Annotated in this window: 21 protein-coding genes; 9 read left to right on the top strand and 12 right to left on the bottom strand. The window is 69.9% G+C overall.

Going from position 1 to position 26263, the window contains the following annotated elements; genetic code table 11:
* The first annotated feature begins 1 nt into the window (after nt 1).
* Nucleotides 2–895: a LysR family transcriptional regulator gene (locus tag AC1RRF_RS11495; protein ID WP_492834591.1), complete on the top strand. Its 894-nt coding sequence runs from the start codon at nt 2–4 to the stop codon at nt 893–895.
* A 1-nt stretch (nt 896) separates the two neighbouring features.
* Here AC1RRF_RS11495 and AC1RRF_RS11490 read toward each other — a convergent pair whose 3' ends face one another.
* Complete coding sequence (locus AC1RRF_RS11490; RefSeq protein WP_492834589.1) at nt 897–1751, bottom strand: HAD family hydrolase; 855 nt, start codon at nt 1749–1751, stop codon at nt 897–899.
* 38 nt (nt 1752–1789) lie between these two features.
* Entirely contained in the window at nt 1790–4111 is a 2322-nt protein-coding gene (locus AC1RRF_RS11485) for a PAS domain-containing sensor histidine kinase (protein WP_492834587.1), read from the bottom strand.
* A gap of 156 nt (nt 4112–4267) precedes the next feature.
* Here AC1RRF_RS11485 and AC1RRF_RS11480 point away from each other — a divergent pair, with 156 nt between their 5' ends.
* From AC1RRF_RS11480 to AC1RRF_RS11465, 4 genes are all read left to right on the top strand, one after another.
* A complete protein-coding gene (locus AC1RRF_RS11480) occupies nt 4268–4678 on the top strand; it encodes a metallopeptidase family protein (protein ID WP_492312031.1) in 411 nt (136 codons plus the stop codon).
* Nucleotides 4679–4752: 74 nt separating this feature from the next.
* Nucleotides 4753–5928 carry a dual-specificity RNA methyltransferase RlmN gene (gene rlmN / locus AC1RRF_RS11475; protein WP_492834585.1) on the top strand — a complete coding sequence of 392 codons (1176 nt, stop codon included), beginning with the start codon at nt 4753–4755 and terminating at the stop codon, nt 5926–5928.
* A 201-nt stretch (nt 5929–6129) separates the two neighbouring features.
* Entirely contained in the window at nt 6130–6573 is a 444-nt protein-coding gene (locus tag AC1RRF_RS11470; protein ID WP_291841064.1) for a DUF350 domain-containing protein, read from the top strand.
* 4 nt (nt 6574–6577) lie between these two features.
* On the top strand, nt 6578–7399 hold the full coding sequence (locus AC1RRF_RS11465; RefSeq protein ID WP_492834582.1) for a S1 family peptidase: 822 nt from the start codon (nt 6578–6580) through the stop codon (nt 7397–7399).
* A gap of 50 nt (nt 7400–7449) precedes the next feature.
* On the opposite strand, the gene AC1RRF_RS11460 is transcribed toward AC1RRF_RS11465, so the two are convergent.
* From AC1RRF_RS11460 to katG, 3 genes are all read right to left on the bottom strand, one after another.
* The gene (locus tag AC1RRF_RS11460) at nt 7450–10293 is read right to left on the bottom strand and encodes a M16 family metallopeptidase (RefSeq protein WP_492834580.1); all 2844 of its coding nucleotides are present in this window, start codon (nt 10291–10293) and stop codon (nt 7450–7452) included.
* A gap of 85 nt (nt 10294–10378) precedes the next feature.
* Complete coding sequence (locus tag AC1RRF_RS11455) at nt 10379–11266, bottom strand: hydrogen peroxide-inducible genes activator (RefSeq protein WP_492312713.1); 888 nt, start codon at nt 11264–11266, stop codon at nt 10379–10381.
* Between the two features lie 95 nt (nt 11267–11361).
* The gene (gene katG / locus AC1RRF_RS11450; RefSeq protein ID WP_492834578.1) at nt 11362–13572 is read right to left on the bottom strand and encodes a catalase/peroxidase HPI; all 2211 of its coding nucleotides are present in this window, start codon (nt 13570–13572) and stop codon (nt 11362–11364) included.
* A gap of 214 nt (nt 13573–13786) precedes the next feature.
* On the opposite strand from katG, the gene AC1RRF_RS11445 reads away from it, so the two are divergent.
* Complete coding sequence (locus AC1RRF_RS11445; RefSeq protein WP_492834576.1) at nt 13787–16855, top strand: DUF2339 domain-containing protein; 3069 nt, start codon at nt 13787–13789, stop codon at nt 16853–16855.
* Here the strand turns inward: AC1RRF_RS11445 and AC1RRF_RS11440 are convergent.
* Nucleotides 16852–17649: an EcsC family protein gene (locus tag AC1RRF_RS11440; RefSeq protein WP_492834574.1), complete on the bottom strand. Its 798-nt coding sequence runs from the start codon at nt 17647–17649 to the stop codon at nt 16852–16854. The genes AC1RRF_RS11445 and AC1RRF_RS11440 overlap by 4 nt on opposite strands.
* 113 nt (nt 17650–17762) lie before the next feature.
* Between AC1RRF_RS11440 and mdh the strand changes: the two genes are divergently transcribed.
* The gene (mdh, locus tag AC1RRF_RS11435) at nt 17763–18725 is read left to right on the top strand and encodes a malate dehydrogenase (RefSeq protein ID WP_492834572.1); all 963 of its coding nucleotides are present in this window, start codon (nt 17763–17765) and stop codon (nt 18723–18725) included.
* Nucleotides 18726–18900: 175 nt separating this feature from the next.
* Here mdh and groL read toward each other — a convergent pair whose 3' ends face one another.
* The 3 genes from groL to AC1RRF_RS11420 form a co-directional block, all read right to left on the bottom strand.
* Entirely contained in the window at nt 18901–20553 is a 1653-nt protein-coding gene (gene groL / locus AC1RRF_RS11430) for a chaperonin GroEL (RefSeq protein ID WP_492834570.1), read from the bottom strand.
* 51 nt (nt 20554–20604) lie between these two features.
* Nucleotides 20605–20892: a co-chaperone GroES gene (gene groES / locus AC1RRF_RS11425; RefSeq protein WP_492834568.1), complete on the bottom strand. Its 288-nt coding sequence runs from the start codon at nt 20890–20892 to the stop codon at nt 20605–20607.
* A gap of 140 nt (nt 20893–21032) precedes the next feature.
* A complete protein-coding gene (locus AC1RRF_RS11420; protein WP_492834566.1) occupies nt 21033–22472 on the bottom strand; it encodes a tetratricopeptide repeat protein in 1440 nt (479 codons plus the stop codon).
* Between the two features lie 158 nt (nt 22473–22630).
* On the opposite strand from AC1RRF_RS11420, the gene AC1RRF_RS11415 reads away from it, so the two are divergent.
* Complete coding sequence (locus AC1RRF_RS11415; RefSeq protein WP_492834564.1) at nt 22631–23074, top strand: YMGG-like glycine zipper-containing protein; 444 nt, start codon at nt 22631–22633, stop codon at nt 23072–23074.
* A 176-nt stretch (nt 23075–23250) separates the two neighbouring features.
* Here AC1RRF_RS11415 and AC1RRF_RS11410 read toward each other — a convergent pair whose 3' ends face one another.
* Both AC1RRF_RS11410 and pgi read right to left on the bottom strand, forming a co-directional pair.
* A complete protein-coding gene (locus tag AC1RRF_RS11410) occupies nt 23251–23544 on the bottom strand; it encodes a hypothetical protein (protein ID WP_492834562.1) in 294 nt (97 codons plus the stop codon).
* Nucleotides 23541–25166, bottom strand: a complete 1626-nt coding sequence (gene pgi, locus AC1RRF_RS11405; protein WP_492834560.1) for a glucose-6-phosphate isomerase — start codon at nt 25164–25166, stop codon at nt 23541–23543. The genes AC1RRF_RS11410 and pgi overlap by 4 nt, the downstream gene beginning before the upstream one ends.
* 103 nt (nt 25167–25269) lie before the next feature.
* Here pgi and AC1RRF_RS11400 point away from each other — a divergent pair, with 103 nt between their 5' ends.
* Nucleotides 25270–25746, top strand: a complete 477-nt coding sequence (locus AC1RRF_RS11400; protein ID WP_492834558.1) for a hypothetical protein — start codon at nt 25270–25272, stop codon at nt 25744–25746.
* Here the strand turns inward: AC1RRF_RS11400 and AC1RRF_RS11395 are convergent.
* Entirely contained in the window at nt 25743–26252 is a 510-nt protein-coding gene (locus AC1RRF_RS11395) for a hypothetical protein (protein WP_492834556.1), read from the bottom strand. The two genes, AC1RRF_RS11400 and AC1RRF_RS11395, sit on opposite strands and share 4 nt — an antisense overlap.
* Nucleotides 26253–26263: the final 11 nt, after the last annotated feature.

Raw genomic sequence — 26263 nt, 5'->3', positions numbered from 1 at the left:
AATGAACCCTTCCTATGACGATCTGGCCTTGTTGGCCGCCGTGGTCCGCCATCGCGGCTTCCGCCGCGCCGCGGCCGAGGCGGGGGTGTCGCCGTCCAGCCTGAGCGAGCGCGTTCGGGCGCTCGAGGACCGGCTGGGCGTCCGGTTGCTGAACCGCACCACCCGCAGCGTCAGTCCGACCGAGGCCGGGGAGGCCCTGATGGCGCGGATCGGTCCGGCGCTGGAGGATCTGGCGCAGGCGGTGGCGGCGACCGGCCTACCCGCCGACGCTCCGGTGGGGCGGTTGCGGATCAATGCCCCGGGCGCGGCGGACACGGCGCTGGGGCCGCTGATCGCGCCCTTCCTGGCGACCCACCCGGGCGTGCAGATGGAGATCGTGATCGACAACGCCTTCACCGACGTGGTCGGCGAGGGATTCGACGCCGGCGTGCGCTACGGCGAACGGCTGGACAAGGACATGATCGCCGTGCCGCTGGGCGGGCTGGAGCGGTTCGTGCTGGTGGCCGCTCCCGCGCTGCTGGACCGGGTCGGACGGCCGGAGCGGCCGGAGGACCTGGCGGCCCTGCCCTGCCTGCGGATGCGGCTGCCCGGCGGGGTCATGGCGTGGGAGTTCGAGAAGGACGGGCGGACCGTCCGCATCCAGCCACAGGGACCGCTGACCATCAGCGACGCATCGATGGCCCGGATGGCGGCGTTGGACGGGCTGGGCTTCTTCGCCACCTTCGAGGCCTGGGCGCGCGACGACATCGCCGCGGGACGGCTGGTGTCCTTGTTCGAGGACTGGCTGCCGCCGTTTGACGGACCCTTCCTCTACTACCCCTCGCGCCGGTATGCGCCGCCCGCCCTGGCCGCCTTCGTGGCGTTTGTCCGGGAGCGGAACAGGGCGCGAAGCTAGCTCACACCCCGTCGGGCATCGTCCCGGCGTTGATGGCGATACGGCCGATCAGGCCCTTCACGATCAGGTCCAGCGCCGAGCCCTCGCGGTAGTCGGCGGCGGCGACGAAATTGACCCGATCCTCGGAGATCAGGGAGTAGATCTTCTTCTGATCCTTCTCGTTGAAACGCGGATCATAGACCGCGATCGAGAAGCCGCCCTTGGTGTGCATCATCTTCATGGTCGGCACGTCGGTGTCCCCGTCGCCGAGGAAGATCATCCGCTCGAACGGCACCGGCCGGTCGTCGTCGGCCATGAATTTGTTGATCTTGTCGTGCTCCCAGTGGTTCAGCACGCCCTTGTTGATGCGGAACAGATACTGGGTCTTGGTGGTGTAGTTGACGCCCACCGCCGGCCAGATCGCGACGCCGTCCTTGTCGTAGACGAACTTCGACGCGAACACGTGGTGGAACTCGTCCCGGATCGGGCAGCCGTCGATCATCTCCTCCAGCCCGGCGGAGATGATGTAGTGCTCGATGTCGAGACCGTATTCGGCGCCCTTGGCGTTGATTCGGTCGAACCAGCCCTTGCCGGTCAGGTCGTTCTTCAGACCGTCGAACAGCTTCACGTCCTGGCCGTGCTCGCGCAGGGTCTCGCGGGTGATCGGCGCGTTGTTCTGGCGCGCGTGCGCCAGCATCAGCTGCATGTACATCAGGATGCCGTCGCCGTCGGCGTCCTTGGTCAGAGCCTCCGCCTCGGCCCAGAAGTCGCCGATCCCCATCCCGATCGACGGAATAAAGGTGACCTCCTGCATGTTGCCACGCGCGAGGGTGCCGTCGAAATCATAGATGAGGGCGGTCTTGAGAAGCTTGGCCATGGGCGAAATCCAGAGGTGTTCCGCCGCTCTATACCAAACTAGCCGAGCCGCAACTCCGGCGCGGCCGCGACCCCGGCCGCTTCCAGCGGCAGGTGCAGGATGAAGGCCGCGCCCTTGCCGGGCTCGCTCTCGACCTCGGCCCAGCCGCCGTGCAGTTCGACGAGCGCCTTCACCAGGGCCAGGCCGACGCCCGGACCACCACGCTCGCGCCGGACGAAGCGGTCGAAGACGTGGGCCTGCAGGTGATAGGGAATCCCCCGCCCCGTGTCCTCGACGCGGATGCGGACCTCGGACGGCGCGCCCTCGGCGATCAGGCTGACGCCGCCGCCGTCGCCCACCGCGCGGGCGGCGTTATCCAACAGATGTTCGAGCGCCTGGCCGACCCGTTGGGCGTCGGCGCGGATGGGCCGCAGTCCGGTCGGACAAGCGACGGTCAGGGTCGCCCCCCGCCCCTCGATCCGCGCACGGACCTTGTCGGCGGCCGCATCCAGCAAGTCGCAGACCCGGACATCGCCGAGGGTCAGCTCCATCTCCCCGGCGTCGATCTGAGCCATGTCCAGGACGTCGTCGATGGAGCTGGCCAGCTGACTGGCGGCGACGCGGATGGCGCCCGCGTGCTGGCGGCTGCGTTCGGGCAGTTCACCCTGCAGCTCCAGCAGTTCGGAATAGCCGACGATGGTCGTCAGCGGAGTGCGCAGTTCATAGGAGACGCTGCCCACGAACTCGCGCTTCAGGGCGGTGGATTCCTCCAGCGCCTGGGCCTTGGCGGCCAGCGCCTGCTCCAGGTCGCGGCGGGCGGTGACGTCGGAGAAGGCGACCAGGGTCGCGCCATCCGGCAGGGGGCGGGTCTGCCAGGAGGCGACGCGGCCGTCGACGGTGCGGCCCTCGCCGGAGATCGGCACCCGGCTTTCCGGATCCGGGTCGGCGACCCGGGCTTTGAGGCCCAGCCACAGGCTGGGATCGGGCATGGTGGTCTGGCACAGGGCGGCGACGGCGTCGAAGTCGCCGGCGGCGCGCAGTTGGTCGCCGCTGACGCCCCAGAAGGTCTCGAAGGCTTCATTGTGCAGGCGGATGCGGCCGTCCGAGCCGAACACGGCGACGGCGTCGTTCAGCTTGTCGAGGGTGGCCGTCTGGACCTGGATCTGGGCGTTGAAGCGGCTGCGCAGCTTCAGCTCATCGGTGATGTCCGAGAACAGCAGAAGGACGCCGCCCAGCGGGTGCGGCTGGCGCACCATGCGCAGTGTGCGGCCGTCGGGCAGGGACCAGCTGTCGTCCGGGGCGGCCGCGGCGGCGCCGTAGAAGTCCAGCTCACGCGCCTTCCAACCGGCGTAATCGACCACCTCGGGTAGCAGCCGGCGCTGGCGCAACCGATCCAGCAGCTCAGCATGGGTCGGGCGCTCGTCCAGCCAGGCGGGATCGAGGCTGAACAGGGATTGGAAGGCGGTGTTGTGGAAGGCCAACCGCTTGGACGGGCCGAAAATGGCGACCGCGTCAGCGAGGTGGTTCAGGGTCTCGTCATGGGCCTCGACGTGACGGCGCAGGGTGTCGCGCGTCTCCTCCGCCTCGGTCATGTCCAGGGCGAAGGCCAGCACGCCGCCGCCCGGCGCGGGCTCGGCCACGATGCGCCAGGCCCGGCGGCGACCGCCGCCCGTGGTCCAGCGGAAGCCTTCCTGACGCTGATGCAGGCGGCCGGCCTCGGCGACGATGGCGTCGGCGCCGCGGTCGAAGGTCAGGCCCTTGTCGCGGGCGGTCTCGGCGGTCTCGACCTTCATCTCGGCCAGCCAGGCGCGATTGGCCCAGGCCAGCCGTCCGCCCGCGTCGACGACCCAGGTTGGGGCCGGATAATAGTCGGCCAACAGGCCCAGCCCGCTCTCGGCCGCCGTGCCGATCAGGCCCAGGCGAGATAGCCGCAGCCAAGCGGCGCCGGCGGCGGACCGGCCCTCGACCGCCCAGGCGCCGGACTGGCCTTCCAATACGGCGTCGAAGGCCTCGCCCCGATCGATCAGGCCGTCCAGGCGCGCGCCGGCGGCGGCGCGGACGGCGTCCAGCACGACCAGGACAGGATCGGAAAGGACCACGTCAGAGTCGTTCGTCAGATCACGGACGATCACATCCCAGGTGGCGGGCGAGCCCAGCCGATCGGCGCCGCCGCCCGGGGTCAGGGCGATGCGCACGTCCTCGAAGGCGGCAAGGGCGCCGTCACGGGCGGAGATGTCGGCGTGGGCCCGCGCCATGGCGGCCTCGAGCACCCGGTTGCGATCGGCCAGCCGCCCACGCAGCCGCGCGGCCCAGGCGCTGAGCGCCAGGGCGAGACCCGCGGCGCCCGCGGTCGCGACATAGGCGATGTCCGCCTCGGCCATTGTCTGTCGATCAGCTCCCACGCTCCGATTCGGTAACCATAACGCATGAGGGGCGGGGGGCTAGGGCGTAGGGTTGCAGGGTGGTGCGACGCTCTGGACCGACAAGCCGGCGCTTTGCCTGTTGCCTGTCGCCCGTCGCCTGCTCACTTATCCCCCATGCCCTCTCCCTGGACCGACCAACTCGCCCCGTCCCTCGAGGACTTCGCCCGTCTGGCGCGCGAGGCGTTCGACGCCCTGCCCGAACCGTTCAAGGGGCTGGCCGGAGACGTGGTCATCCGCGTCGACGACTTCGCCAGCGACGAGGTGCTGGCCGGGTTCGGGATGGAGGACCCGTTCGAGCTGACGGGCCTGTACCACGGGGTCGACATCGGCCTGAGGGACAGCATGGGCCCGGCGGCGGCGCCCTCGCGCATCTTCCTGTATCGCCGCCCGATCCTGGACGAATGGTGCGAGCGCGGGAATGTGGGCCTGAGCGAGATCATCGCCCACGTCCTGATCCACGAGATCGGCCACCATTTCGGGCTGGACGACGACCAGATCCACCACATCGAGGACGAGGCGGACTGACCCGCCCGCCTCCGCCTTAAAACCAGCGCGATCTGTGGTATAAGGCGCGTTCCCCACCACCCAAGGATGCCGCCTTGAGCCTGACGCTCGACCTTTCGCGCACGACCGCAACGCCGCCCGCGGCCCCCGTCAATCTGTCCGGATTGACGCGCGCGGAGCTGCGGCAGGCGCTGGTCGACGCCGGGGTCTGCCCGCCCGAGAAGGCCAAGATGCGGGCGTCGCAGGTGTGGAGCTGGATCCACCACTACGGCGTCACCGACTTCGCGGCGATGAGCAATGTCGCCAAGGACATGCAGGCCAGGCTGGCCGAGGCCTTCACCCTGGCCCGCCCCGAGATCGTCGAGCGGCAGGTGTCCAAGGACGGCACCCGCAAATGGCTGATCCGCACGGCGCCGGGCATCGAGATCGAGACCGTCTACATCCCCGACGTCGGCCGGGCGGGCGCCCTGTGCGTGTCCTCACAGGTCGGCTGCACCCTGAACTGCACCTTCTGCCACACCGGCACCCAGAAGCTGGTGCGCAACCTGACCGCCGCCGAGATCGTGGCTCAGGTGCAGGTGGCCCGTGACGACCTGGGTGAATGGCCGTCGCCCAAGGAAGGCCGCCGCCTGTCGAACATCGTGTTCATGGGCATGGGCGAGCCGCTGTACAATCTGGACCACGTCGCCAACGCCATCGACATCATCTCGGACAACGAAGGCATCGCCATCTCGCGCCGCCGGATCACGGTGTCGACCTCGGGCGTCGTGCCCAAGATCGCCGAGCTGGGCGAGAAGACCCAGACCATGCTGGCGATCAGCCTGCACGCCACCAACGATCCGCTGCGCGACGTGCTGGTGCCGCTGAACAAGAAGTATCCGCTGGAGCAGCTGATGGCGGCGATCCGGGCCTATCCGGGCCTGTCGAACGCGCGCCGCGTGACCTTCGAGTACGTGATGCTGAAGGGCGTCAACGACAGCCCCGACGAAGCTCGCGCCCTGATGAAGCTGATCGAGGGCATCCCCGCCAAGATCAACCTGATCCCGTTCAACCCCTGGCCCGGCACGGACTATGAGTGCTCGGACTGGAAGACGATCGAGCGCTTCGCCGCCATCCTGAACAAGGCCGGCTACGCCAGCCCGATCCGCACCCCGCGAGGCCGCGACATCCTGGCCGCCTGCGGTCAGCTGAAGTCTGAAAGCGAGAAGGTGCGGGCGAGCGCGTTGCGGAAGGCTGGCGCGGACGGCGGCGAGAACGCGGAAGCGGCCTGAGGGCCAGAAGTGATTAGTGATCGGCCGGGTCAGGGGCCCGATCACTGGCGTGTCCGCATCGGCCCGCTAATCCCTACCCCCTAATCGCGCCTCCCAGACACACGCCGTCACCAATCTTGACCACCTGTGGCTTCCACGCGCTTGCGGATTGGGGCGAAAAACGGGCAATCGTTTTCGACCCCCCTGACCAGCCGGACCCTCATGGACTCCTCGTCCCTTTCCAATGTGCTCGAAAGCGCCGAGGTGCAGGCCTTCGCGACCGGCTTCCCGACCACGATGGCCCATCTGGCCGTCACCCTCGGCCTGCTGTTGGTCGGAGCCGTGGTCTACGCCCTGTTCACGCCGTGGAAGGAGATCGCGCTCATCCGCGAGGGCAACGCCGCCGCCGCCGTCGCCTTCGCCGGGGTGCTGGTCGGACTGGCCGTGCCGCTGGCGGTGTCGCTCAGCGTCTCCACCTCGATCAAGGACATCGCCCTGTGGGGCGTCGCGACCCTGGCGCTGCAGCTGCTGGCCTTCCGCGTCGTCGACCTGCTGCTCACCGGTCTGCCCCAACGCATCCGCGAGGGCGAGGTCTCCGCCGCCGTCCTGCTGGTCGGCGCCAAGCTGGCGACCGCGGTGATCCTCGCGGCGGCTCTCACGGGCTGATCGGATGCGGGTTCCCGACTGGCTGATCTATTCGTCGGTGCTCGGAGCCCTTCTGGTCGCGTCGCTGGCCCATCGCGAGAACGCGGACGCCCCGGCGGCCCCGGCGGCCCCGGACGACGTCGAAGGCGCCCTGCTGGGGCCGGTGACGCCCTTCGATCCGGCGGTCACCGTCAACGCCCCCGACATTCCCTTCCAGCCCAGCACCGGCACCGCCTTCTCCATCGCTCGTTCGGGCCGCTGGGTGACCGCCCGCCACGTGGTCGAAGGGTGCCGCCGGCCGGCCATCATGGTGGGCGGCGGACGGGCCGTGGCCGCCGACGTGCGCCTCGCGGCGCGGGCTGACATCGCCGTGCTGGAAACCGCCGGCGGACCGCCAGCCCTGCCCATCGCCCCGCCCGGCACGCTGCGCGCCGGTCAGAGAGGCTTCCACCCCGGCTTTCCGCAGGCGCGGGCGGGCGAGGTGACCTCGCGCCTGCTGGGTCGAGAGACGCTGAACATTCGCGGCCGCGGCGAACGCTCCGAGCCGGTCCTGGTCTGGGCCGAGGTCGGCCGGACCGACGGGTTGGGCGGCACTCTGGCGGGGCTGTCGGGCGCGCCGGTGATGGATCGTCAGGGCCGGGTGGTCGGAGTGACCATCGCCGAAAGTCCGCGCCGCGGACGCATCTACACGACCGCGCCCGACACCTTCCTGCCGGCGATGCGCGGGGTTCAGAAGGCCGATGAGCCTCTGACCAGCCGCGCGGTCACGATCGACAACTACTTCCTCGTCGCCGACAGCCTGCGCCGCGATCTGCGGGTGGCGCGGGTGGTGTGTCTGTCGGTGTAGGAACTGAAGGAATTCTCCCTCCCCACGAGGGGGAGGGAGACTATCGCGCCCTACTTCAGCGCCGCGGTGTCGAGGTCGAGGTCGGTCAGCGGGATGACCTCGACGTTCGGGTGTTTGGCGCGCAGCGCCTCGAGGAATTTCGAGGCGTCGCCGACGATCACCAGGCTGGCGTTCGAGGCGGGCAGATGCTCGGCGAAGGCGGCCTGCACCTGATCGGGCGTGATCGCCTCGACCCGGCCGACGTAGGCGGCGAGGTCGCTCATCGGCAGATCGTACAGAGCCAGGCCGGCGACCAGGCCGCCCAGACCGTCGACGGTCTCCAGCGAACTGCCGAAACCGCCCGACAGAATGGCCTGACGCGTGGTCATCTCGCTGTCGGTCGGACGGCTGTTCGACAGACGGGCGATCTCGGCCAGAATCAGGTCGGACACCTCGACCGCGGCGTCGTTGCGGGTCTGGGCCGAGGCGACGAAGGCGCCCTGGTCCTGACGGACGCCCATGTTCGAGCGGGTGCCGTAGCTGAGGCCGCGCTTGATGCGGATTTCCTGGTTGAGGCGCGAGGTGAAGCTGCCGCCTAGCAGGGTGTTGCCCAGCGTCAGAGGGAAGTAGTCGCCGTCACTGCGCGCGATGCTGCGCATGGCGACATAGACCGCCGCCTGGCCGGCGCCCGGCTGGTCGATGACCACGACGCGCGGGGTCGTGGCCGCGCCCGCGGGATGGGCGCGCGGGGCGGGCGCGGGGCCCGTGGCGCGCCAGTCGCCGAAGGCCTGCTCCGCCAGGGCGCGGGCCTGGGCCACGGTGATGTCGCCCGAGAAGATCAGGCGTGCGGTCTCCGGCCGGTAGCGGCTGGCGTGGAAGGCGACCACGTCTTCGCGGGTCAGGCCCGGAAGGCTGTCGGGCGTGCCGCCCGAGGGCGAGCCATAGGGCGCGTCACCATAGACGAGGCGACCCGCGGCCATGGCGGCGACCGGACCGGGCGAGCTGAGCTGCACGCGCAGGCCATCCAGCGACTGGTCGCGCTGACGTTCGACTTCCTCGGCGGCGAAGTCCGGGCGGCGCACCAGATCGGCCATCAGGCCCAGCACGCGCGGGAAGACGTCGGACGGCGCATTGGCCGAGACGTTGGAGAAGTCCGGGCCGGACGAGGCGCCGACCTGGGCGCCCAGCTGTTCGATCTCGGCCGCGATCTCCGGCGCGGAACGGCCGGCGGCGCCCTGGGTCAGCAGACCCGCGGTCAGCACCGACAGGCCGGCCTTGGCGCCGTCGTCGGCCGAACCGGCGGCGAGACCCAGACGGGCCGAGATCAGAGGCATGCCTGGCTTGCGGGCGACATAGACGTCCAGGCCGTTGGCCAGGGTAAAGGTCTCGACCGCCGGGGTGGCCAGATCCACCGCCGGACCGGCCGCCGGAATCGCGACGCGCTGGGCCTCGGGAAGCAGTTCGAAGATGCGGCCGACCGGGGCCAGGTCGGCGACCTTGACCGGGGCTTCCACGTCGACCGACTGGGCCGTGACCGGGTGCTGATCGTCGGCGTTCAGGTAGCGGATGGCGATGCTGCGCTGATCCGTCAGATAGCGGCGGGCGACGCGTTGGATGTCGGCGGCGGTCACCGCCTGCAGGGCCGCGACCTCGCGGTCGGCGGCGGCGGCGTCGCCGGTGTTGATCAGCGACCAGCCCAGCGCACTGGCGCGGTCCTCGACCGTCTCGCGGTCGCGCAGGGCGCCGGCGACCAGCTCGTTCTTGGCTTCGGTCAGCTCGGCCTCGGTGACCGGGGCGTCGCGCAGACGGGCGGCTTCGGCCCGCAGCGAGGCCAGACCGGCTTCGGGCGTCTCGCCCTCGGCCATGATGGCGTAGGTGACGACGGCGCCGGCCTGCTGGCCGGCGTCGAGGCTGGAGCTGGCCTGGGTGGCGATCTTCTGGTCGTAGATCAGGGCCTGGTACAGGCGCGAGCTCTCGCCGGTGGAAAGGATGCCGTCCAGCACGGTCAGGGCGGCGCGGTCCGGATCTCCGTAGCGCACCGCGGGCCAGGCCAGCACTACGGCGGGCAGGGGCACGTTGGGCGCATAGAAGGTGGCTTCGCGCGGCGCCGTCGGCTCCGGCTCACGCACATTGTTGGTCGGCAGCGGACGCGACGGGTTGGTCAGCGGGCCGAAATACTGGTTGATCCAGCCGTCCAGCTGGGCCTGGTCGAAATTGCCCGCCACGATCAGATAGGCGTTATCCGGGCGATAGTAGGTGGCGTGGAAGCGGCGCACGTCCTCGATGGTGGCGGCGTCGAGGTTCTCGATCGAACCGATGGTCGAGCGGCGGTAGGGATGGTCCCGATAGATGGTCGCCGGAACGAACAGGCTGAACAAGCGGCCATAGGGGCTGGCCAGAACGCCCTGGCGGTATTCCTCCTTCACGACGTCGCGCTCGCTGGCGAAGACGGATTCATTGACCACCAGCGAACCGAGGCGATCGGCCTCGGCGAAGATCAGGCGCTGCAGGTGATTGGCCGGAACGGTCTCGTGATAGGCCGTCACGTCGTCGGAGGTGAAGGCGTTGTTGTTGCCGCCCACGTCCTCGGTCAGGCGGTCGAAGGTCTCGTCCGGGAAGTTCTGCGTCGCCTTGAACATCAGGTGTTCGAACAGGTGGGCGAAGCCCGACCGGTCCTCGGGATCGTCCTTGGACCCGACCTTGTACCAGACCTGCACCGTCACGTTCGAGGTCGAGGTGTCCCGCGCCGTGTAGATCTTCAGACCGTTCGGCAGGGTGCGCTCCTGGAAGCCCAGCGGCGGCACCACCACCGAACCGGCGGTCGGGGCGGCGGTCTGGGCGAAGGCGGGAGCGGCGGCGGGCAGGCCGAGCAGCAGGGCCGAGGCGGCGACGGTGAGGATCAGGCGGGTCTTCATTGGGGGGCTCCGGGCGCCCGGACGGCGGGCGCGCCGACCCTATCAGGGCCGAACCGGGGCGCACCTTACGGAGTGGTAATGATCCTCAGTCGAGGGTCAGGGCCTCGGCCAGCAGCTTCGCTTCCGCCGCGCGGCTGGAGCCGGTGCGCCAAGCGACCACGATCTCGCGGCGAGGCGCCTTGGCGGCGATGGGGCGGACCACCACCCCGGGCATGTCGGCCAGGCCGGCGCGCACCGCCATCTCGGGCAAGAAGCTGACGCCGAGGCCTGACGAGACCATCTGGACGAGGGTGTGCAGGCTGGTGGCGGCGAAGACGTCGTCGCCCTTCGGCGCCTCGATGTCGAAGGCGGCCAGCGCCTGATCACGCAGGCAGTGACCGTCCTCCAGCAGGATCAGATCCTCCGCCTTGAGCGAGCCCGGAGCGATGGGGCCGGGCCCCGCCAGCGCATGGCCGACCGGGGCGGCGGCCAGGATCTCGTCGTCGCCGATGCGCGCGTGGTCGATGCCGGCGGCGCTGTACGGCAGGGCGATCACGGCGGCGTCGAGGTGGCCGCTCTTCAGCGCCGCGACCAGGCGCGGCGTCAGATCCTCGCGGATGAACAGGCGCAGGGCCGGATAGTCCCGCTTGATGTCCGGCAGGCGGGCGGGCAGCAGGAAGGGGGCGACGGTCGGGATGACGCCCAGCCGGAAACGGCCCGACAGGGGTTTGCCCGCGTTGCGCGCGGCCTCGACCAGGTCCTCGGTGCGGGCCAGCACGTCCTCGGCCCGGCGCACGGCCTCGGCGCCGACGGCGGTCAGTTGGACATTGCCCCGGGTGCGCTCGACGACGGGCGCGCCGAGGATGCGTTCCAGTTCCTGCACGCCCGCGGACAGGGCCGGCTGGCTGACGTGGGCGGCCTCGGCGGCGCGGCTGAATGAAGCGTGCTCGGCGAGGAGACGCAGGTACTGAAGCTGGCGGAGCGTGGGAAGCATCCGCGCGACATAGGGATTCTCTATCGTCATGGCAAAATCTATCGACCGAGCCCCTCCGCCCCTCGAAGCGAGAGAGGCGGAGGGCCAGCGATGGATCAGGCCTTCAGGTCGTAGCGGTCGGCGTTCATGACCTTGGTCCAGGCGGCCACGAAATCCTTCACGAACTTCGGACCGGCGTCGGCCGAGGCGTAGACTTCCGATAGGGCCCGCAGCTGCGAGTTGGAGCCGAACACCAGATCGGTGCGGGTCGCGGTCCAACGTTCCTCGCCGCTGATCCGGTCCGTGCCGACGAAGGTTTCGTCAGCGTGACCGTCGACCTGTTTCCAGCCGGTCTTCATGTCCAGCAGGTTGACGAAGAAGTCGTTGGTCAGCTGGCCCGGGCGGTCGGTGAAGACGCCGTCCTTCGAGCCGCCGTGGTTGGCGCCCAGCACCCGCAGGCCGCCGACCAGCACCGTCATCTCCGGCGCCGTCAGACCCAGAAGCTGTGCCCGGTCGACCAGCAGCTCTTCGGTCGGGACGTTGAAGCGCACCTGCAGATAGTTGCGGAAGCCGTCGGCGCGCGGTTCCAGGACCGCGAAGCCCTCGACGTCCGTTTCTTCCTGCGAAGCGTCGGTGCGGCCCGGCGTGAAGGGCACGGCCACGTCATGACCCGCCGCCCTGGCCGCCTGCTCGACGCCGACCACGCCGCCCAGCACGATCAGGTCGGCGATGGAGGCGTTGGTCCCGGCCTTGATGTCCTCGTAGACCTTGAGAACCTTGGCCAGTTTCGCCGGCTCGTTGACCGCCCAGTCCTTCTGCGGAGCCAGGCGCAGCCGGCCGCCGTTGGCGCCGCCGCGATGGTCCGAGCCGCGATAGGTCACGGCCGAGGCCCAGGCCGTCGAAACCAGTTCCGCTACGGACAGGCCCGAGGCCGCGATCTTCGCCTTCAGGCCGGCGATGTCGGCGGTGGCGAGGGCCGGGCCGGACGGGGCGGGGATCGGATCCTGCCAGATCAGGTCCTCGGCCGGGACATCCGGGCCCAGGTAGCGGACCTTGGGCCCCATGTCGCGGTGGCACAGCTTGAACCAGGCGCGGGCGAACGCATCGCCGAAATAGGCCGGATCGGCGCGGAATCGCTCCATGATCTTGCGGAACTCCGGGTCGATCTTGAAGGCCATATCGGCGGTCGTCATCATCGTCGGCACGCGCTTGCCCGGGGTGTGGGCGGCCGGGGCCAGGGTGTCCTCGGGATTGCCGACCGGCTGCCACTGCTTGGCGCCCGCCGGGCTGCGGACCAGCTCGTAGTCGTGGTCCAGCAGCATGTCGAAGAAGGTCATGTCCCAGGTGATCGGGGTCGGGGTCCACGCCCCTTCGATGCCCGAGGTGATGGCGTGGTCGCCCACGCCGCTCTCGTGGCCCGAGATCCAGCCGAGGCCCTGCTGGGCGATGTCGGCGCCCTCGGGGCTGATCCCGACCTTGGAGGCGTCGCCGGCGCCGTGGGCCTTGCCGAAGGTGTGGCCGCCGGCGGTCAGGGCGGCCGTCTCCTCGTCATTCATGCCCATGCGGGCGAAGGTCTCGCGGATGTCGCGGGCCGAGGCCAGGGCTTCCGGCACGCCGCCCGGGCCTTCCGGATTGACATAGATGAGGCCCATCTGGATCGCCGCCAGCGGCTCTTCCAGCACCATCTGCTTGTCCGGCTGGATGCGGGTCTCGTTGCCCTCCTCGCCGACCCATTGTTCCTCGGTGCCCCAGTAGACGTCCTTTTCGGGCTCCCAGACGTCGGCGCGGCCGCCGCCGAAACCGAATACGGGCCCGCCCATGCTTTCGATGGCCACATTCCCGGCCAGGATCATCAGGTCGGCCCACGACAGGCTGGCCCCGTACTTCTGCTTGATCGGCCACAGCAGGCGGCGCGCCTTGTCCAGGTTGCCGTTGTCCGGCCAGGAGTTCAGCGGGGCGAAGCGCTGCTGGCCCGCGCCGGCGCCGCCGCGCCCGTCGCCGGTGCGATAGGTGCCGGCCGAGTGCCAGGCCATGCGGATGAAGAAGGGGCCGTAGTGGCCGTAGTCCGCCGGCCACCACGGCTGGCTGTCGGTCATCAGGGCGGTCAGGTCGCGTTTGACCGCGGCATAGTCCAGCCTCTTGAAGGCCTCGGCGTAGTTGAAGTCGTCGCCCATCGGGTCGCCCGACTTGCCCTGTTGATGCAGGATGTCCATCGACAGGTGGTTGGGCCACCAGTCGCGGTTGGTGCGTCCCACGAGACTGCGGAGCGCTGCGGGCTCCTTCTTCGGATCGTTGAGGGGCGAGGGGCCGCCAGCGTTGCCGTCCATGATGTCTTCTCCCTGATGTTGAGAGAAGCCTATGCCCGTACTGACGACAGGGAAAATCAATAAACTTTGTGGTCAGGAACAGTGGAAGTTATAATCCTTCCCGCCCGCTTCGACCGAACCCGGTTGCCGGAGGTGACGGTTCCTGCACAACTGTCTGGCGATAGCCGGAGGCGGCGATCTTCGGATCGGGCCGTGGGCGACAGGGGCGCATAACATGCTGCATTGGGTCCTGACCCTCGTCCTCGCCGCGTTCGTCTTCGTCCAGACGAACAGGCTGAACAAGCTGGAGCGCCAGATCGACGCCCTGCTGCGCGCCCGGACCGAGCCGCGGCGGGAGCCCGCGCCGGAACCGGTGAAGCCGGCCGCTGCTCCCACCCAACCTGCCGCCCCCACGCCGCAACCCGCGATCGCCGAGGCGCGGCCCGCCGCGCGGGTCAGCAGCCCGGTCACGCCCGCGCCGTCTCCACCGCCCAGCCCGCGCACGCTGCGGACGCCCGTCGATGACTGGAGCGTCTCGGACGACGCGCCGACGCGGCGGACGGAGCGGCCCGAACGGACGGCGCCGCGCCGGTCCTCTCCCGATCTGACCTGGGCCGCGCTGTCGACCTGGCTGGCCGAGAACGGCCTGGCCTGGCTGGGCGGCGGCGGTCTGGCGCTGGGCGGCCTGCTCCTGGTGGTCTACGCGGCCCAGCAGGGCGTCTTTGGCCCGCCGCTGCGCATCGCCGCCGCCGTGATCCTCGGTGGACTGATGATCGCGGCCAGTGAGTGGATCCTGCGCCAGAAGCGCGCGCCGGGCGGGCGGCATCTGCTGGCTGCGGCCGTCGCGGCCGGGGCTGGCGCCGTCACCCTGTATGGCGCGGTCTGCGCCGCCTACACCCTGTATGGCCTGATCCCCTTCCCGGCGGCCGCCCTGCTGACGGCGGCCATATCGGTCGGCCTGCTCGGCCTGTCGCTGCGCCATGGCGAGCCCCTGGCCCTGCTGGCGCTGTTCGGGGCGGTGATCACGCCGTGGGTGACCGGCATGGACGCCTGGTCGCCGACGGTGCTGTACGCCTACGCCCTGCTGATCGGCGTCACCGGCTTCGTGCTCAGCGCCACGCGGCTGTGGGGCCGGGCCGGGTTCATCACCGTGGCCGGTCTGCTGCTGTGGAGCCTCGCATCGAAGTTCGGGGGCGGCTCGCCCCTGCTGATCCTCGCCGCGGCCGGCCCCGTCTTCGCCGTCCTGTGGCGCCGTCGCCGGCGGCTCGAAGACCCGCCGGGCCAGCCCCTCGCCACCTTCCGGGCGCAACCCGCCGTCGCCCTGATCCTGGCCAGCCTGGTCTCGGCGCACCTGTGGCTGCTGTCTCCTGTCGGGCCCGCCGACGTTTCGGAAGCGACCTTGGTCGCCGGGGTCCTCGTCGCGCTCGGCGCGGCCGTCGTGGCGTTGGGCATGGCCATGCCGATGGTCTTCGCGGTCCCCGTCGGCATGGCGGTGCTGGCCTCGCTGCTGACCCTGGCCTCCCTGGCCTACGATCCCACCCAGCTCACGCCCCTGGTCTGGATCCATGGACTGACCGCGGTCATCGCCGCCGTCACCCTGATCGGAGCGCTCCGGTCGCCCGCCGCCGCGCGCACCACGATGCTGGCGGTCGGCGGCGTGGGCCTGGCCCTGCTCGCCAGCCTGTCCTGGCCCCTGCTGGATCAGATCGGCGCTCGCCTGCCCTGGCTGCCCGCCGCCCTGCTGAGCGGCGCGATGTTCGCCTCGGCGGCCGTGATCGCCCGGCGGGTCGAACAGGCCGAGAGCGACAGGGGGCTGATCTTCTGGCTCGCCGCCGCCGCCGAACTGGCTTTCCTGTCGATCCACGCCGCGGTTCCGACACACCTGGAACCCGTAGCCCTCGCCGGGGCCGCACTGCTTCTGGCCGTCGCCGCCAGCCGCCTCGCCTGGCGGGGCCTGGCCCAGGCCAGCGTGGTCGGCGGCCTGCTGACCCTGGCCATGCTGTTCCGCTTCGACTTCATCGGCGCGGCGCTTGAGGGCCGCCTGGCCCTGCCGGTCGCGATGGGCGTCTCCATCGGCGCCGCGGCCCTGCTGTTCCTCGGCGCCCGGTTGATGTCCGGCCCGGACGGAGCGCGGCGCAATGAGGTCGAGGCCCAGGTCACCGCATCCCTGATGGTCCTGCTGACCGGCCTGTTCATCGGCCTGCATGTCCTCCTGGCCGGCGTGAAGGGCGACACATCGGGCGGTCTGTTCGAAGGCGCCCTGCGCACGCTTCTGTTGCTGGCCGCCGGGGTCCTGCTGGTCACCCGCCAGCGGCCCGATGACGGGCCCATCGCCCGCTGGCGCACGATCATTGTCGTCGGAGTCGGCGCCCTGCACGGCCTGCTGGCGCAAGCACTGATCTGGAACCCCTGGTGGGGCCTCCCCGACGCGCCGCCGGTCGGCCCGCCGGTCGTCAACACCCTGATCGTCGCCTTCCTCGCCCCCGCGGCCCTGCTGGCCGTCAGTGCATGGCGCCGGCGTCCGGCCGACGTCTGGACCCGGGTCTGGGCGGCGGCGGCGGTGCTGTTCGCCTTCCTCTGGGCCCTGCTGGTCGTGCGTCACCTGTTCCATGGCGACGACATGGACTGGGCCGGGATCGGCCGCGCCGAGAGCGCCGCCTACGCCGTCCTGCTGTTGCTGACCGGCCGGGCCCTGACGCTCCGGGCCCGGAGCGAATGGACCGGGATCATCGCCCGGTCGCTGAACTGGATCGCGCTCGGCGTGTCGGTGCTGGTGTTCGGCCTCTATGCGAGCCCCTGGTGGGGACCGCTCGTCGCCCCGCTGGCCTCCGTGCCCCACGCCCTGCTGCTGTTCGCCCTCTACGCCGCGGGCGCCGCGCTGATCTTCGGCCTGCGCCAGAGCCCCGGCGCCCTGGGCAAGGCCGCGACGGCGGCGACGGTCGGCGTTCTGTTCGTCCTGATGACCCTGCTGATCCGCTGGGTCTTCCATGGCGGGGATATGGGCGACGCGTCGGAGGGCGGCGGGCTGGAGACCTGGACCTTCTCGACCCTGTGGGCTGTGTTCGGTCTGGCGGCCCTGAGCCTGGGCACGCTGCGCAAGGACGCGACCTTGCGCTGGTCGGGCCTGCTGGTGTTGCTGGTCACGGCGGTGAAGGTGCTGTTCTTCGACCTCAGCCAACTGCAGGGCATCGTCCGCGCCGCTTCCTTCCTGGTGGTCGGGGCCCTGTTCCTGGCCGGGGCGCTGGCCGCTCGGCGCTTGAACACCCGGTCCAAGACCGACGACGCGCCCGCTGAAGAAGTCTAGGCGGCGTCCTCAGCCTCGCCGAACCACCGCATCCGGCAGGCCATGACGGCGGTCTCGCCCAGGCGCTCAACCAGCCGCCAGTTGACCACCGCCCCGATCGGCGCGCCGACGAGGGGGATCAGCTGCGCCATCTTGGCCAGGTCGATGTAGTCGCGGTACTCGATCTGGAAGGTCCGCCAGTCATACTCGGTGAGGATCTCGGGCTGGTCGACGCCGGCGATCCATTTCTCCAGGTCCGCCAGGGCCTCGGGCCGCCGCCGCGCGCTGGCGAAGGCCAGGTGGAAGATGTGCAGCACGAACAGCCGTTCACGCACCGATCCGCCGCCCCAGCCATAGGCGGCGACCACGTCGCCCAGCATCCGCACCTTGATGGCCATCAGGGCCGGAAAATCCGCGGCCGCCAGCACGAAGCCGCCGGCCCCGGCCACGCCGCCCTCGACGCTGGCGGTGTTGCGGTAGGCGCGGATCGCCGCCCGGGCCCGCTGCTCGCGCGCCGCCAGCGAACCCTCGGCCGTGAGCCGCGGCTGGATCAGGTCCGAGCCGAACAGAATTCCCTTGGTCATCGCCTCGACGCCGGAGGTGATGATGGCGTGGACGCGCTCAGGGATGATGCGGTTGATCCGGTCCTGCGTGCCCCGCGTCGCCTTGTCCCACAGGCCGGGCCGCTTCAGCACCCTGTCCCGCCAGGCCTGCATCTCGGCCCGGATCGCCCGCTCGTCCGTGATCGCGACGAGGCCCGTCGGCACCTCATCGGGGGCGACGAATTCGGGCAGGGTCTCGGGGGGATGGGTCATGGTCGGGAAAACCTCACGCGGCGTCACGGTTGCAGGCGAAAGCGCGCGGGTCTAGACCGCCGCCGGTCAGCGGTATCGCACCGCACAACAACTTCCTCCCGGAGACAGACAGCATGGCTCGCGCGAAGATCGCCCTCATCGGCGCCGGTATGATCGGCGGCACCCTGGCCCACGTGGCCGCGCGCGAAGCGCTGGGCGACATCATCCTGTTCGACATCGCCGAAGGCACCCCGCAAGGCAAGGCGCTGGATATCGCCGAAGCCTCCGCCGTGTTCGGCCAGGACGTGGCCCTGAAGGGCGCCAACGACTACGCCGACATCGCCGGCGCCGACATCTGCATCGTCACCGCCGGCGTGCCGCGCAAGCCGGGCATGAGCCGCGACGACCTGATCGGCATCAACCTGAAGGTCATGAAGGCCGTCGGCGAGGGCATCAAGGCCCACGCCCCCAACGCCTTCGTCATCTGCATCACCAACCCGCTCGACGCCATGGTCTGGGCCCTGCAGAAATTCTCGGGCCTGCCTAAGGAGAAGGTCGTCGGCATGGCCGGCGTGCTCGACTCGGCCCGCTTCGCCTACTTCCTGGCTGAAAAGACCGGCGTGTCGGTGCAGGACATCCATGCCTGGACCCTGGGCGGTCACGGCGACGACATGGTCCCGATGGTGCGCCACTCGACCGTCGGCGGCCTGCCGCTGCCGGACGCCGTCGCCGCCGGCTTCCTGACCCAGGCCGAACTGGACGCCATCGTCGAGCGCACCCGCAAGGGCGGCGGCGAGATCGTGGCCCTGCTGAAGACCGGCTCGGCCTTCTACGCCCCGGCTGAATCGGCGATCGCCATGGCCCGCTCCTACCTGCTGGACCAGAAGCGCGTCCTGCCCTGCGCCGTCTGGCTGTCGGGCGAATACGGCCTGTCGGACCTCTACGTCGGCGTTCCGGCCCTGATCGGCGCCGGCGGCGTCGAGAAGGTCATCGAGTTCACCACCAATGACGACGAGAAGGCGATGTTCGCCAAGTCGGTCGAGTCGGTGCAGGGCCTGATCCAGGCGTGCAAGGACATCGAGCCTTCGCTGGCTTGATCTGACGGCGTTCCCGGTCGGCCTCGCTCACGGGGCCGCCGGTCACCCATGGAAAAGGGCGCCCCGGTCTCCCGGGGCGCCCTCTTTTGTTTCAGCTGAAGTGCTGAACGATGCGGACCCCCGGCTTTTGCCGGGCCGCGTTCCGAGGCGGGCGGCGACGCCCGCCTCGATCCGCTTAGAAGTCCATGTCGCCCATACCGCCCATGCCGCCGCCCATGCCGCCACCGGCGCCGCCGGCCGAGGCCTTCTTCGGCGCGTCAGCGACAGCCGCTTCCGTCGTGATCAGGATCGAGGCCACCGAGGCAGCGTCGGTCAGGGCGGTGCGGACGACCTTGGCCGGGTCGATGACGCCCATCTTGACCAGGTCGCCGTACTCTTCGGTCTGGGCGTTGAAGCCGAACGACTTGTCGGCGTTCTCCAGCACCTTGCCGACCACGATCGAGCCTTCGACGCCGGCGTTTTCGACGATCTGACGGATCGGGGCCTGGATGGCGCGGCGGATGATCGCGATGCCGGCGGTCTGATCGGCGTTGTCGCCCTTCAGGCCTTCAAGGGCCTTGGTGGCCTTCAGCAGGGCGATGCCGCCGCCCGGGACGATGCCTTCTTCAACGGCGGCGCGCGTGGCGTTCAGGGCGTCGTCGACGCGGTCCTTCTTCTCTTTCACTTCGACTTCGGTCGAGCCGCCGACGCGGATGACCGCGACGCCGCCGGCCAGCTTGGCCAGACGTTCCTGCAGCTTTTCCTTGTCGTAGTCCGAGGTCGTGGCTTCGATCTGGGCCTTGATCTGGCCGATGCGGGCTTCGATCGCGTCCTTCTCACCGACGCCGTCGACGATGGTGGTGTCGTCCTTGGTGATGGTGATCTTCTTGGACTTGCCGAGCATGTCGAGGGTGACGTTCTCGAGCTTGATGCCCAGGTCTTCCGAGATGACCTGGCCGCCGGTCAGGACGGCGATGTCTTCCAGCATGGCCTTGCGGCGGTCGCCGAAGCCCGGAGCCTTGACGGCGGCGACGCGCAGGCCGCCCCGCAGCTTGTTGACGACCAGGGTGGCCAGGGCCTCGCCCTCGATGTCCTCGGCGATGATCACCAGCGGACGGCCCGATTGCACGACGGCTTCCAGGATCGGCAGCATGGCTTGCAGCGACGACAGCTTCTTCTCGTGCAGCAGGATGAGCGGCTCCTCGAGTTGAACCTCCATCTTGTCGGCGTTGGTGATGAAGTAGGGCGACAGGTAGCCGCGGTCGAACTGCATGCCTTCGACGACGTCGAGCTCGGTCTCGGCGGTCTTGGCTTCCTCGACCGTGATGACGCCTTCGTTGCCGACCTTTTCCATGGCCTTGGCGATCATCTCGCCGACTTCCGAGTCGCCGTTGGCCGAGATGGTGCCGACCTGGGCGATCTCGGAGTTGTTCGAGACCTTCTTGGCCGAGGCCTTGATGTCCGCCAGGACGACGCCGACAGCCTTGTCGATGCCGCGCTTCAGATCCATCGGGTTCATGCCGGCGGCCACGGCCTTGAGGCCTTCCTGCACGATCGACTGCGCCAGGACGGTCGCGGTGGTGGTGCCGTCGCCCGCCTTGTCGTTCGTCTTCGAAGCGACTTCGCGGATCATCTGGGCGCCCATGTTCTCGAAGGCGTCTTCCAGCTCGATCTCTTTGGCGACCGAGACGCCGTCCTTGGTCGAGCGCGGGGCGCCGAAGGACTTCTGGATCACGACGTTGCGGCCCTTCGGACCGAGGGTGACCTTCACCGCATTGGCGAGGACGTTGACGCCGCGAAGCATTTTTTCGCGGGCGTCCGTGGAGAACATCACTTGTTTGGCAGCCATCGGGCAGCTCCTAATTCTATGATTTTGGGAAGGAAACTCAGACGCGGGTGCTTAGGACAGCACGCCCAGGACGTCCGATTCCTTCATGATGATCAGGTCTTCGCCGTCGATCTTGATCTCGGTGCCCGACCACTTGCCGAACAGGATGCGGTCGCCGGCCTTCAGTTCCAGCGCATTGACCTTGCCGCTTTCGTCGCGGGCGCCCGGGCCGACGGAGACGACTTCGCCTTCCTGCGGCTTTTCCTTGGCGGTGTCGGGGATGATGATCCCGCCCTTGGTCTTGGATTCTTCTTCAACGCGCTTCACGAGCACGCGGTCGCCGAGCGGACGGAACGCCATCGGTAATGTCTCCCTTGAGAAAAGTCTGTCGGCGCCCGGACGACTACCGTTTTGGCAGCCGAAGGCCGAGAGTGCCAACGCGAGCGGGAGGTAGGGCGGCGGCCTGTGAACGTCAAGCGGCGCGGCGGTTTTGACGCGCTTCAATCCGTAGCGGCGGCCAGGGTCCAGGCGGCCTCGACCTGCCGCGCGAACAGGGGGCGGGCCCCGCGCACGCGGGTGCGCCAGTCGCGGCCGCGGGCCTGCTGGCCCAGCAGGTCGCCCAGCCCTCCACGCACCAGCACCAGCGCTTCGTCGGAGCGGGCCCGGTGGATCAGGAAGCCCGCATACTGCTCGGTCCCGGCCAGGGCCGTGGCGTGGGCGGGCGGCAGGCGGGCGCCGGCGATGGCCCGGGCGCGGCGATACAAGCCTTCCGCCTCCTCGCCCCGGCCCAGCCGGTCCAGTACGGCGGCGTAACCGCTCAGGGTGTCCAGCAGGTCCGGACTGTCGGCGCCGACGCCCGCCTCATAGATCGCCAGCCCCTGCCGGAACGGCTCCTCCGCCTCGGTCCAGCGGCCCTGGTCGGACAGGGCGTAGCCGATGTTGGCGCGGGCGTTGCCGGTGAAGGGGTGGTCCGGCCCGACGATCTCCAGCGCCAGCGCCAGCGACCGACGGAAGGGCGCCTCGGCCCGCGCCCCGTCGCCGGTGACGTGCAGGAACCAGCCGTAGTTGGTCAGACACTGGGCCAGCAGCACCGGATCATTGGCCCCCTCGGCGATGGTCACCGCCCGCACGTACAGCGGCTCGGCCTGGTGCGCCCGCCCGGTGCGGCGCAGCGAGTTGCCCAGGTTCGACAGCACGATGGCGACATGGAAATCGTCGGGGCCGTACAGAACCTCGTACATGCCCAGCACCTGCCGATAGAGCGGATCGGCCTCGGCGTGGCGGCCCTGGGCGGTCAGGGCGTTGGCGACCAGGTTCAGGCTGTCGGCGGTCTTCTCGTGCACCTCGCCCAGCTGGATCCGGCGAATGGCCAGGCTTTCGCGCGCGGCGGCCTCGGCCTCCTCGTTACGACCCAGGGCGTCGAAGGTCCGCGCCCGGTCGTAGATCAGGGTGGCCCGCTCCAGCGGATCGGAGGCTTCATCCATCAGGGACAGGGCCCGTTCGATGTCGGCCAGGGCCCCGGGATAGTCGCCGACCTCCAGCTTCAGGCGCGCCTGCACCGCCAGCGGATGGACCAGCGCCTTCGCGTCCGGGCCCAGCCGCGTCTCGACCACCTGGATCGCCGCCTCCAACGCCGCCCCGGCCCCGGCGACGTCATTGGCGCCGTAGCGTTCGATACCCAGGGCCACCAGGGCCTCGGCGGCCGCTTGCGGGTCGGTCTCGCGAGCCAGGATGGCGCGCACCGGGTCGATTTCGGTCTCGGCCGAGATACGCACATCGGCCGGAGGCGGCGGGGGTGGCGGAGGAGGAGGCGGTGGCGGAACCGGCGCGGGCCGGGTCGGGCGGGGAGGCGGTTCCTGCGGCGCGGTCTGGGCGAGGGCCTGCGTCGCCATAAGCGCCAGCGCCGCCCCCAGGATCCCGATTCCGATCAGCCGCCGCACCCGCGCCTCCCCCTTGGACCCGCACAGGGCCGCATTACGGCGTTGTATGCAAGGTGAACCGTATCTGAACGCCTCCCCCCGAACCCGTTCAGACGGCGACGCTCATAAGGGTCTCCACAACCGGCGGACATCGCCGAACCGTTTGAAGGGACACGACCATGAAGATGCTTTCGAAGATCGCTTTCGCCTCGCCGGCTCTGGTCGGCGCCCTGGCCCTGATGGCCGCCGCCCCCGCCGAGGCCCAGAGCCGTGACCGCGACAACACCGGCCGCAACGCCATCGTCGGCGCCGTCGTCGGCGGCCTGGCCGGCGCCCTGATCGGCAACGGCGACGGCACCTACATCGCCGGCGGCGCCCTGGCCGGCGCGGCGGTCGGCGCCGCCTCCAGCAGCAACCGTGGCGACAATTGCGGTTATTACCGTGGTGGCCAGTGCTACCGGAACCAGGGCCACTGGGAACGCGAACACGGCATCAACAGCCGCGACCCGCGCTGGGAACAACGTCAGGACTATCGCGACTACCGTCGTGATCGCCGCGACGACCGCTATGACCGCCGCGACGACCGCCGCGACCGTGACTACCGCTACGATCGCCGCTGGTGATCAGACACCTCTTCGTCCGACCACGTAAGTAGGCCGGACGTGGGCGAGGAAGGCGGCCCCTCTGCAACGGGGGCCGCCTTTTTCATGGGCGCCTCTCTCCCGATGGGAGAGGGCTTGAGCGCCCGGTCGCGCGAAAGGGTGAGGGTCGATCTGGGCAGCTTTAGGCTTGAAGTTACTCAGACTGGAACGCCGAGAAATTCCATGACCTTCACCGTGATCGCGAATGCGATGAGCGCTCCGCCGATCAGCAAAAGAGAAGACAGAAGGTCCTTCTGAAGAAGGCGATGGAGCACGGCTACTGCGATGCAGATGCCGAACATGACCATGAACCAGTAAAGGGTGCTGTGATCGGTTGTGCCGGAAACGGCCAGCGCGGCGCCGAGACAAACCGCCCAGGCGCCGAGAAGAATGGCGATCAGTCGATTGCCGTCGCCCTTGGTGAATGCGGGTTTTCGATCTAGGCCGCTCACACCATCAGCCGCTTCATCAGCTCCGCCGTCGATGGGTCCAGCCCCGGCGACGGCTCGCCCGCCGCGACGTCCTTGAGGATGGCCTTGGCCAGCACCTTGCCCAGTTCGACGCCCCACTGGTCGAAGCTGTTGATGTCCCAGATCACGCCCTCGACGAAGGTCTTGTGCTCATAGAGGGCCAACAGGGCGCCCACGGTTTCGGGCGTCAGGGCGTCGGTCAGGATGGTGGTCGAGGGGCGGTCGCCGGGGAAGGTCTTGTGCGGAGCCAGACGGTCGGCCTCGGCCGCGTCGGCGCCCGCCGCGATCAGCTCGGCCCGGGCTTCCTTCTCGGTCTTGCCGACCATCAGGGCCTGGGCCTGGGCCAGGGCGTTGGACCACAGGGGGGCGTCGCCCTCCCGGTCGTCGATCGCCGCCGCCGAGGTGTGAGCGACCACCACGAATTCGGCGGGGACCACCGTCGGACCCTGGTGGATCTGCTGGAAGAAGGCGTGCTGGCCGTTGGTGCCGGGCTCGCCGAAGACGATGGGGCCGGTGGCGGTGTCGACGGCCGTGCCGTCGCGCTTCACCCGCTTGCCGTTCGACTCCATCTCCAGCTGCTGCAGGAAGGCGGGCAGGCGGCGCAGGCCGTGGGCGTAGGGAGCGACGGTGCGGGCGTTACGGCCCAGGCCCTCGACGTTGAAGATCTGCGCCAGGGCCAGCAGCACCGGGGCGTTCTTCTCCAGATCCGCCTGGACGAAATGCTCGTCCATGGCGCGCGCGCCGTTCAGCACCCGCTCGAACACGTCCCAGCCCAGGGCCACGGCGACCGACAGGCTGACCGCCGACCACAGCGAATAGCGGCCGCCGACCCAGTCGCGGAAGCCGAAGGTCCGGCCGCAGCCCCAGTCCTTGGCCTTCTCCGGCGCGGCGGTGACGCCGACCAGATGTCGGACCATGCGGCGCGGCGACAGGCTCTCGGCCAGCCAGGCCTTGGCCAGATCGGCGTTGGCCAGCGTCTCCTGGGTGGTGAAGGTCTTGGACACCACCACGATCAGCGTCGTCTCTGGATCCAGCCCGGCCAGAGCCTCGGCCATGTCGCGCGGATCGATGTTGGCGACGAAGCGCAGGTCGATGGCCGGCTCCAGCGGACGCAGGGCGTCCCACAGCAGGCGCGGGCCCAGATCCGACCCGCCGATGCCGATGTGGACGATGGCCGTGAACGGCTGCTTGGTCCCGCCGGTGTCGGCGCCCGACCGGATGTCGGCGGCCCAGGCGGCCATGGCCTTGCGGGTCTCGTCGACCTCCTTGGACACCGGCTCGCCCAGGGCGTGGAAGGCGGCGCCGTCGGCGGCGCGCAGGGCCGGGTGCAGGACCGCGCGGCCCTCGGTGTTGTTCACCGCCTCGCCGCCGAACAGGGCGGCGCGGCGGCCCTCGACGTCGCAGGCCCGCGCCACATCCAGCGCGGCCTCGAAGCCCTCGGCGCTCCACGACTGTTTCGACAGGTCCAGATACAGGCCCGCCGCGTCGACGCTCATCCGGTCGACGCGGCCCGGATCGGTCGCGAAATGATGGACGATGCGCGCCCCGGCGTCCTTGCGCGCGACGGCGCGGAGCAGGTCGAGGGCTTGTTTGCGAGCGGTCATCGGCGGGGGACTCGATGCGGGAGAGGTAAACCCTCGTTTACGGGTCGGGCGTAAGCCGGTTCAACGCTGAATCCGTGATTCGGCCAAACAATTGAGGTTCGCCATGTCCTGCGGCGTCGCCCTGGCCATTTCCCTGCTGCTCTCCGACCCGAACGTGGCCGCCGCCGCGGCCCTGCCGCCGCCCGCCGCCGACGCGCCGGTCTCGGTCGCCGGCGAGCCCCTGTTCGCCGACATCGTCTCCCGCTCGGGCGACCTGCGCGGCGTCGTCCGCGACTGGATGGCTTCGGGCGCCGCCGACCAGCCCAACTTCCTGACCGGCGCGGTCTTCACCGGCTTCAAGGCCCGCGCCGCCGAACTGGCCGCGCTGGACATGCAGGGTCACCTGATCCTCAAGGAACGCGGCACCGACGGCGACCTGAAATGCATCCTGCGCGGCATCTCGGAAGACATGCCCAAGAAGGTCGAGGCCGTCGAAACCGCCGCCTCCCCCGCCGCCCGGCGCGTGGCCCTGGACGAGCTCGCCTACCTGCTGAACGACAACGTCGAGGTCATCACCGCCCCGCCCGCGCCGCCGGTCTAGGAGCCAGGGTCCGTCCCCCCGCCGGCCGGCGCCGGATTCAGGCAGGCCCGCGCGGCCGGCTGGAAGTCGTCCATCATGTCCCGCGCGACCTCGTGAAGGGCGAGGCCTGCGCGAGGCCCCAGGTCGATATCCCGGTCCAGCGGCGTCGGCGCCGTCCGAAGCTCCTGCGTGCGGCCCATGAAGTGGAAGCGTTCCTGACCCAGAAGCTCGGTCACCGCCTCCGAGCCCGAGATCCGGGTCGTCGCCAGGAGGTCGATCTTGCTCGAATAATTGCTCCATTGGGCGGAGACTGACCGCACCCGGATCACCAGGGCGCCGTTCGCGTCCAGCATGGTCGAAATCTCCCGCCCCAGCGGCTTCTCGCGGTAGTCGCGGGCGGCGGCCCGGGTCCAGGCCGCGATGACGCAGCGCTCGAAATCCGTGCGCGGATCGACGTTCCGGACCTGGGCGGACGCGGCGGGCGGAACGGCCAGTGCTGCGATCGCGACGACGACTGCGGGCTTCATCGACATCTGTC

This window comes from Brevundimonas sp. GW821-FHT12C05 (assembly GCF_058807475.1).
Note: the sequence above shows the minus strand (reverse complement) of the source record. Positions and strands in the feature narration are given on the sequence as shown.

Excerpts from the sequence above, each read along its gene's own strand:
- AC1RRF_RS11495 (WP_492834591.1), top strand. The coding sequence starts at position 2 with ATGAACCCTTCCTATGACGATCTGGCCTTGTTGGCCGCCGTGGTCCGC.
- AC1RRF_RS11490 (WP_492834589.1), bottom strand. The coding sequence starts at position 1,751 with ATGGCCAAGCTTCTCAAGACCGCCCTCATCTATGATTTCGACGGCACC.
- AC1RRF_RS11485 (WP_492834587.1), bottom strand. The coding sequence starts at position 4,111 with ATGGCCGAGGCGGACATCGCCTATGTCGCGACCGCGGGCGCCGCGGGT.
- AC1RRF_RS11480 (WP_492312031.1), top strand. The coding sequence starts at position 4,268 with ATGCCCTCTCCCTGGACCGACCAACTCGCCCCGTCCCTCGAGGACTTC.
- AC1RRF_RS11470 (WP_291841064.1), top strand. The coding sequence starts at position 6,130 with ATGGACTCCTCGTCCCTTTCCAATGTGCTCGAAAGCGCCGAGGTGCAG.
- AC1RRF_RS11465 (WP_492834582.1), top strand. The coding sequence starts at position 6,578 with ATGCGGGTTCCCGACTGGCTGATCTATTCGTCGGTGCTCGGAGCCCTT.
- AC1RRF_RS11460 (WP_492834580.1), bottom strand. The coding sequence starts at position 10,293 with ATGAAGACCCGCCTGATCCTCACCGTCGCCGCCTCGGCCCTGCTGCTC.
- AC1RRF_RS11455 (WP_492312713.1), bottom strand. The coding sequence starts at position 11,266 with ATGCTTCCCACGCTCCGCCAGCTTCAGTACCTGCGTCTCCTCGCCGAG.
- katG (WP_492834578.1), bottom strand. The coding sequence starts at position 13,572 with ATGGACGGCAACGCTGGCGGCCCCTCGCCCCTCAACGATCCGAAGAAG.
- AC1RRF_RS11445 (WP_492834576.1), top strand. The coding sequence starts at position 13,787 with ATGCTGCATTGGGTCCTGACCCTCGTCCTCGCCGCGTTCGTCTTCGTC.
- AC1RRF_RS11440 (WP_492834574.1), bottom strand. The coding sequence starts at position 17,649 with ATGACCCATCCCCCCGAGACCCTGCCCGAATTCGTCGCCCCCGATGAG.
- mdh (WP_492834572.1), top strand. The coding sequence starts at position 17,763 with ATGGCTCGCGCGAAGATCGCCCTCATCGGCGCCGGTATGATCGGCGGC.
- groL (WP_492834570.1), bottom strand. The coding sequence starts at position 20,553 with ATGGCTGCCAAACAAGTGATGTTCTCCACGGACGCCCGCGAAAAAATG.
- groES (WP_492834568.1), bottom strand. The coding sequence starts at position 20,892 with ATGGCGTTCCGTCCGCTCGGCGACCGCGTGCTCGTGAAGCGCGTTGAA.
- AC1RRF_RS11415 (WP_492834564.1), top strand. The coding sequence starts at position 22,631 with ATGAAGATGCTTTCGAAGATCGCTTTCGCCTCGCCGGCTCTGGTCGGC.
- pgi (WP_492834560.1), bottom strand. The coding sequence starts at position 25,166 with ATGACCGCTCGCAAACAAGCCCTCGACCTGCTCCGCGCCGTCGCGCGC.
- AC1RRF_RS11400 (WP_492834558.1), top strand. The coding sequence starts at position 25,270 with ATGTCCTGCGGCGTCGCCCTGGCCATTTCCCTGCTGCTCTCCGACCCG.
- AC1RRF_RS11395 (WP_492834556.1), bottom strand. The coding sequence starts at position 26,252 with ATGAAGCCCGCAGTCGTCGTCGCGATCGCAGCACTGGCCGTTCCGCCC.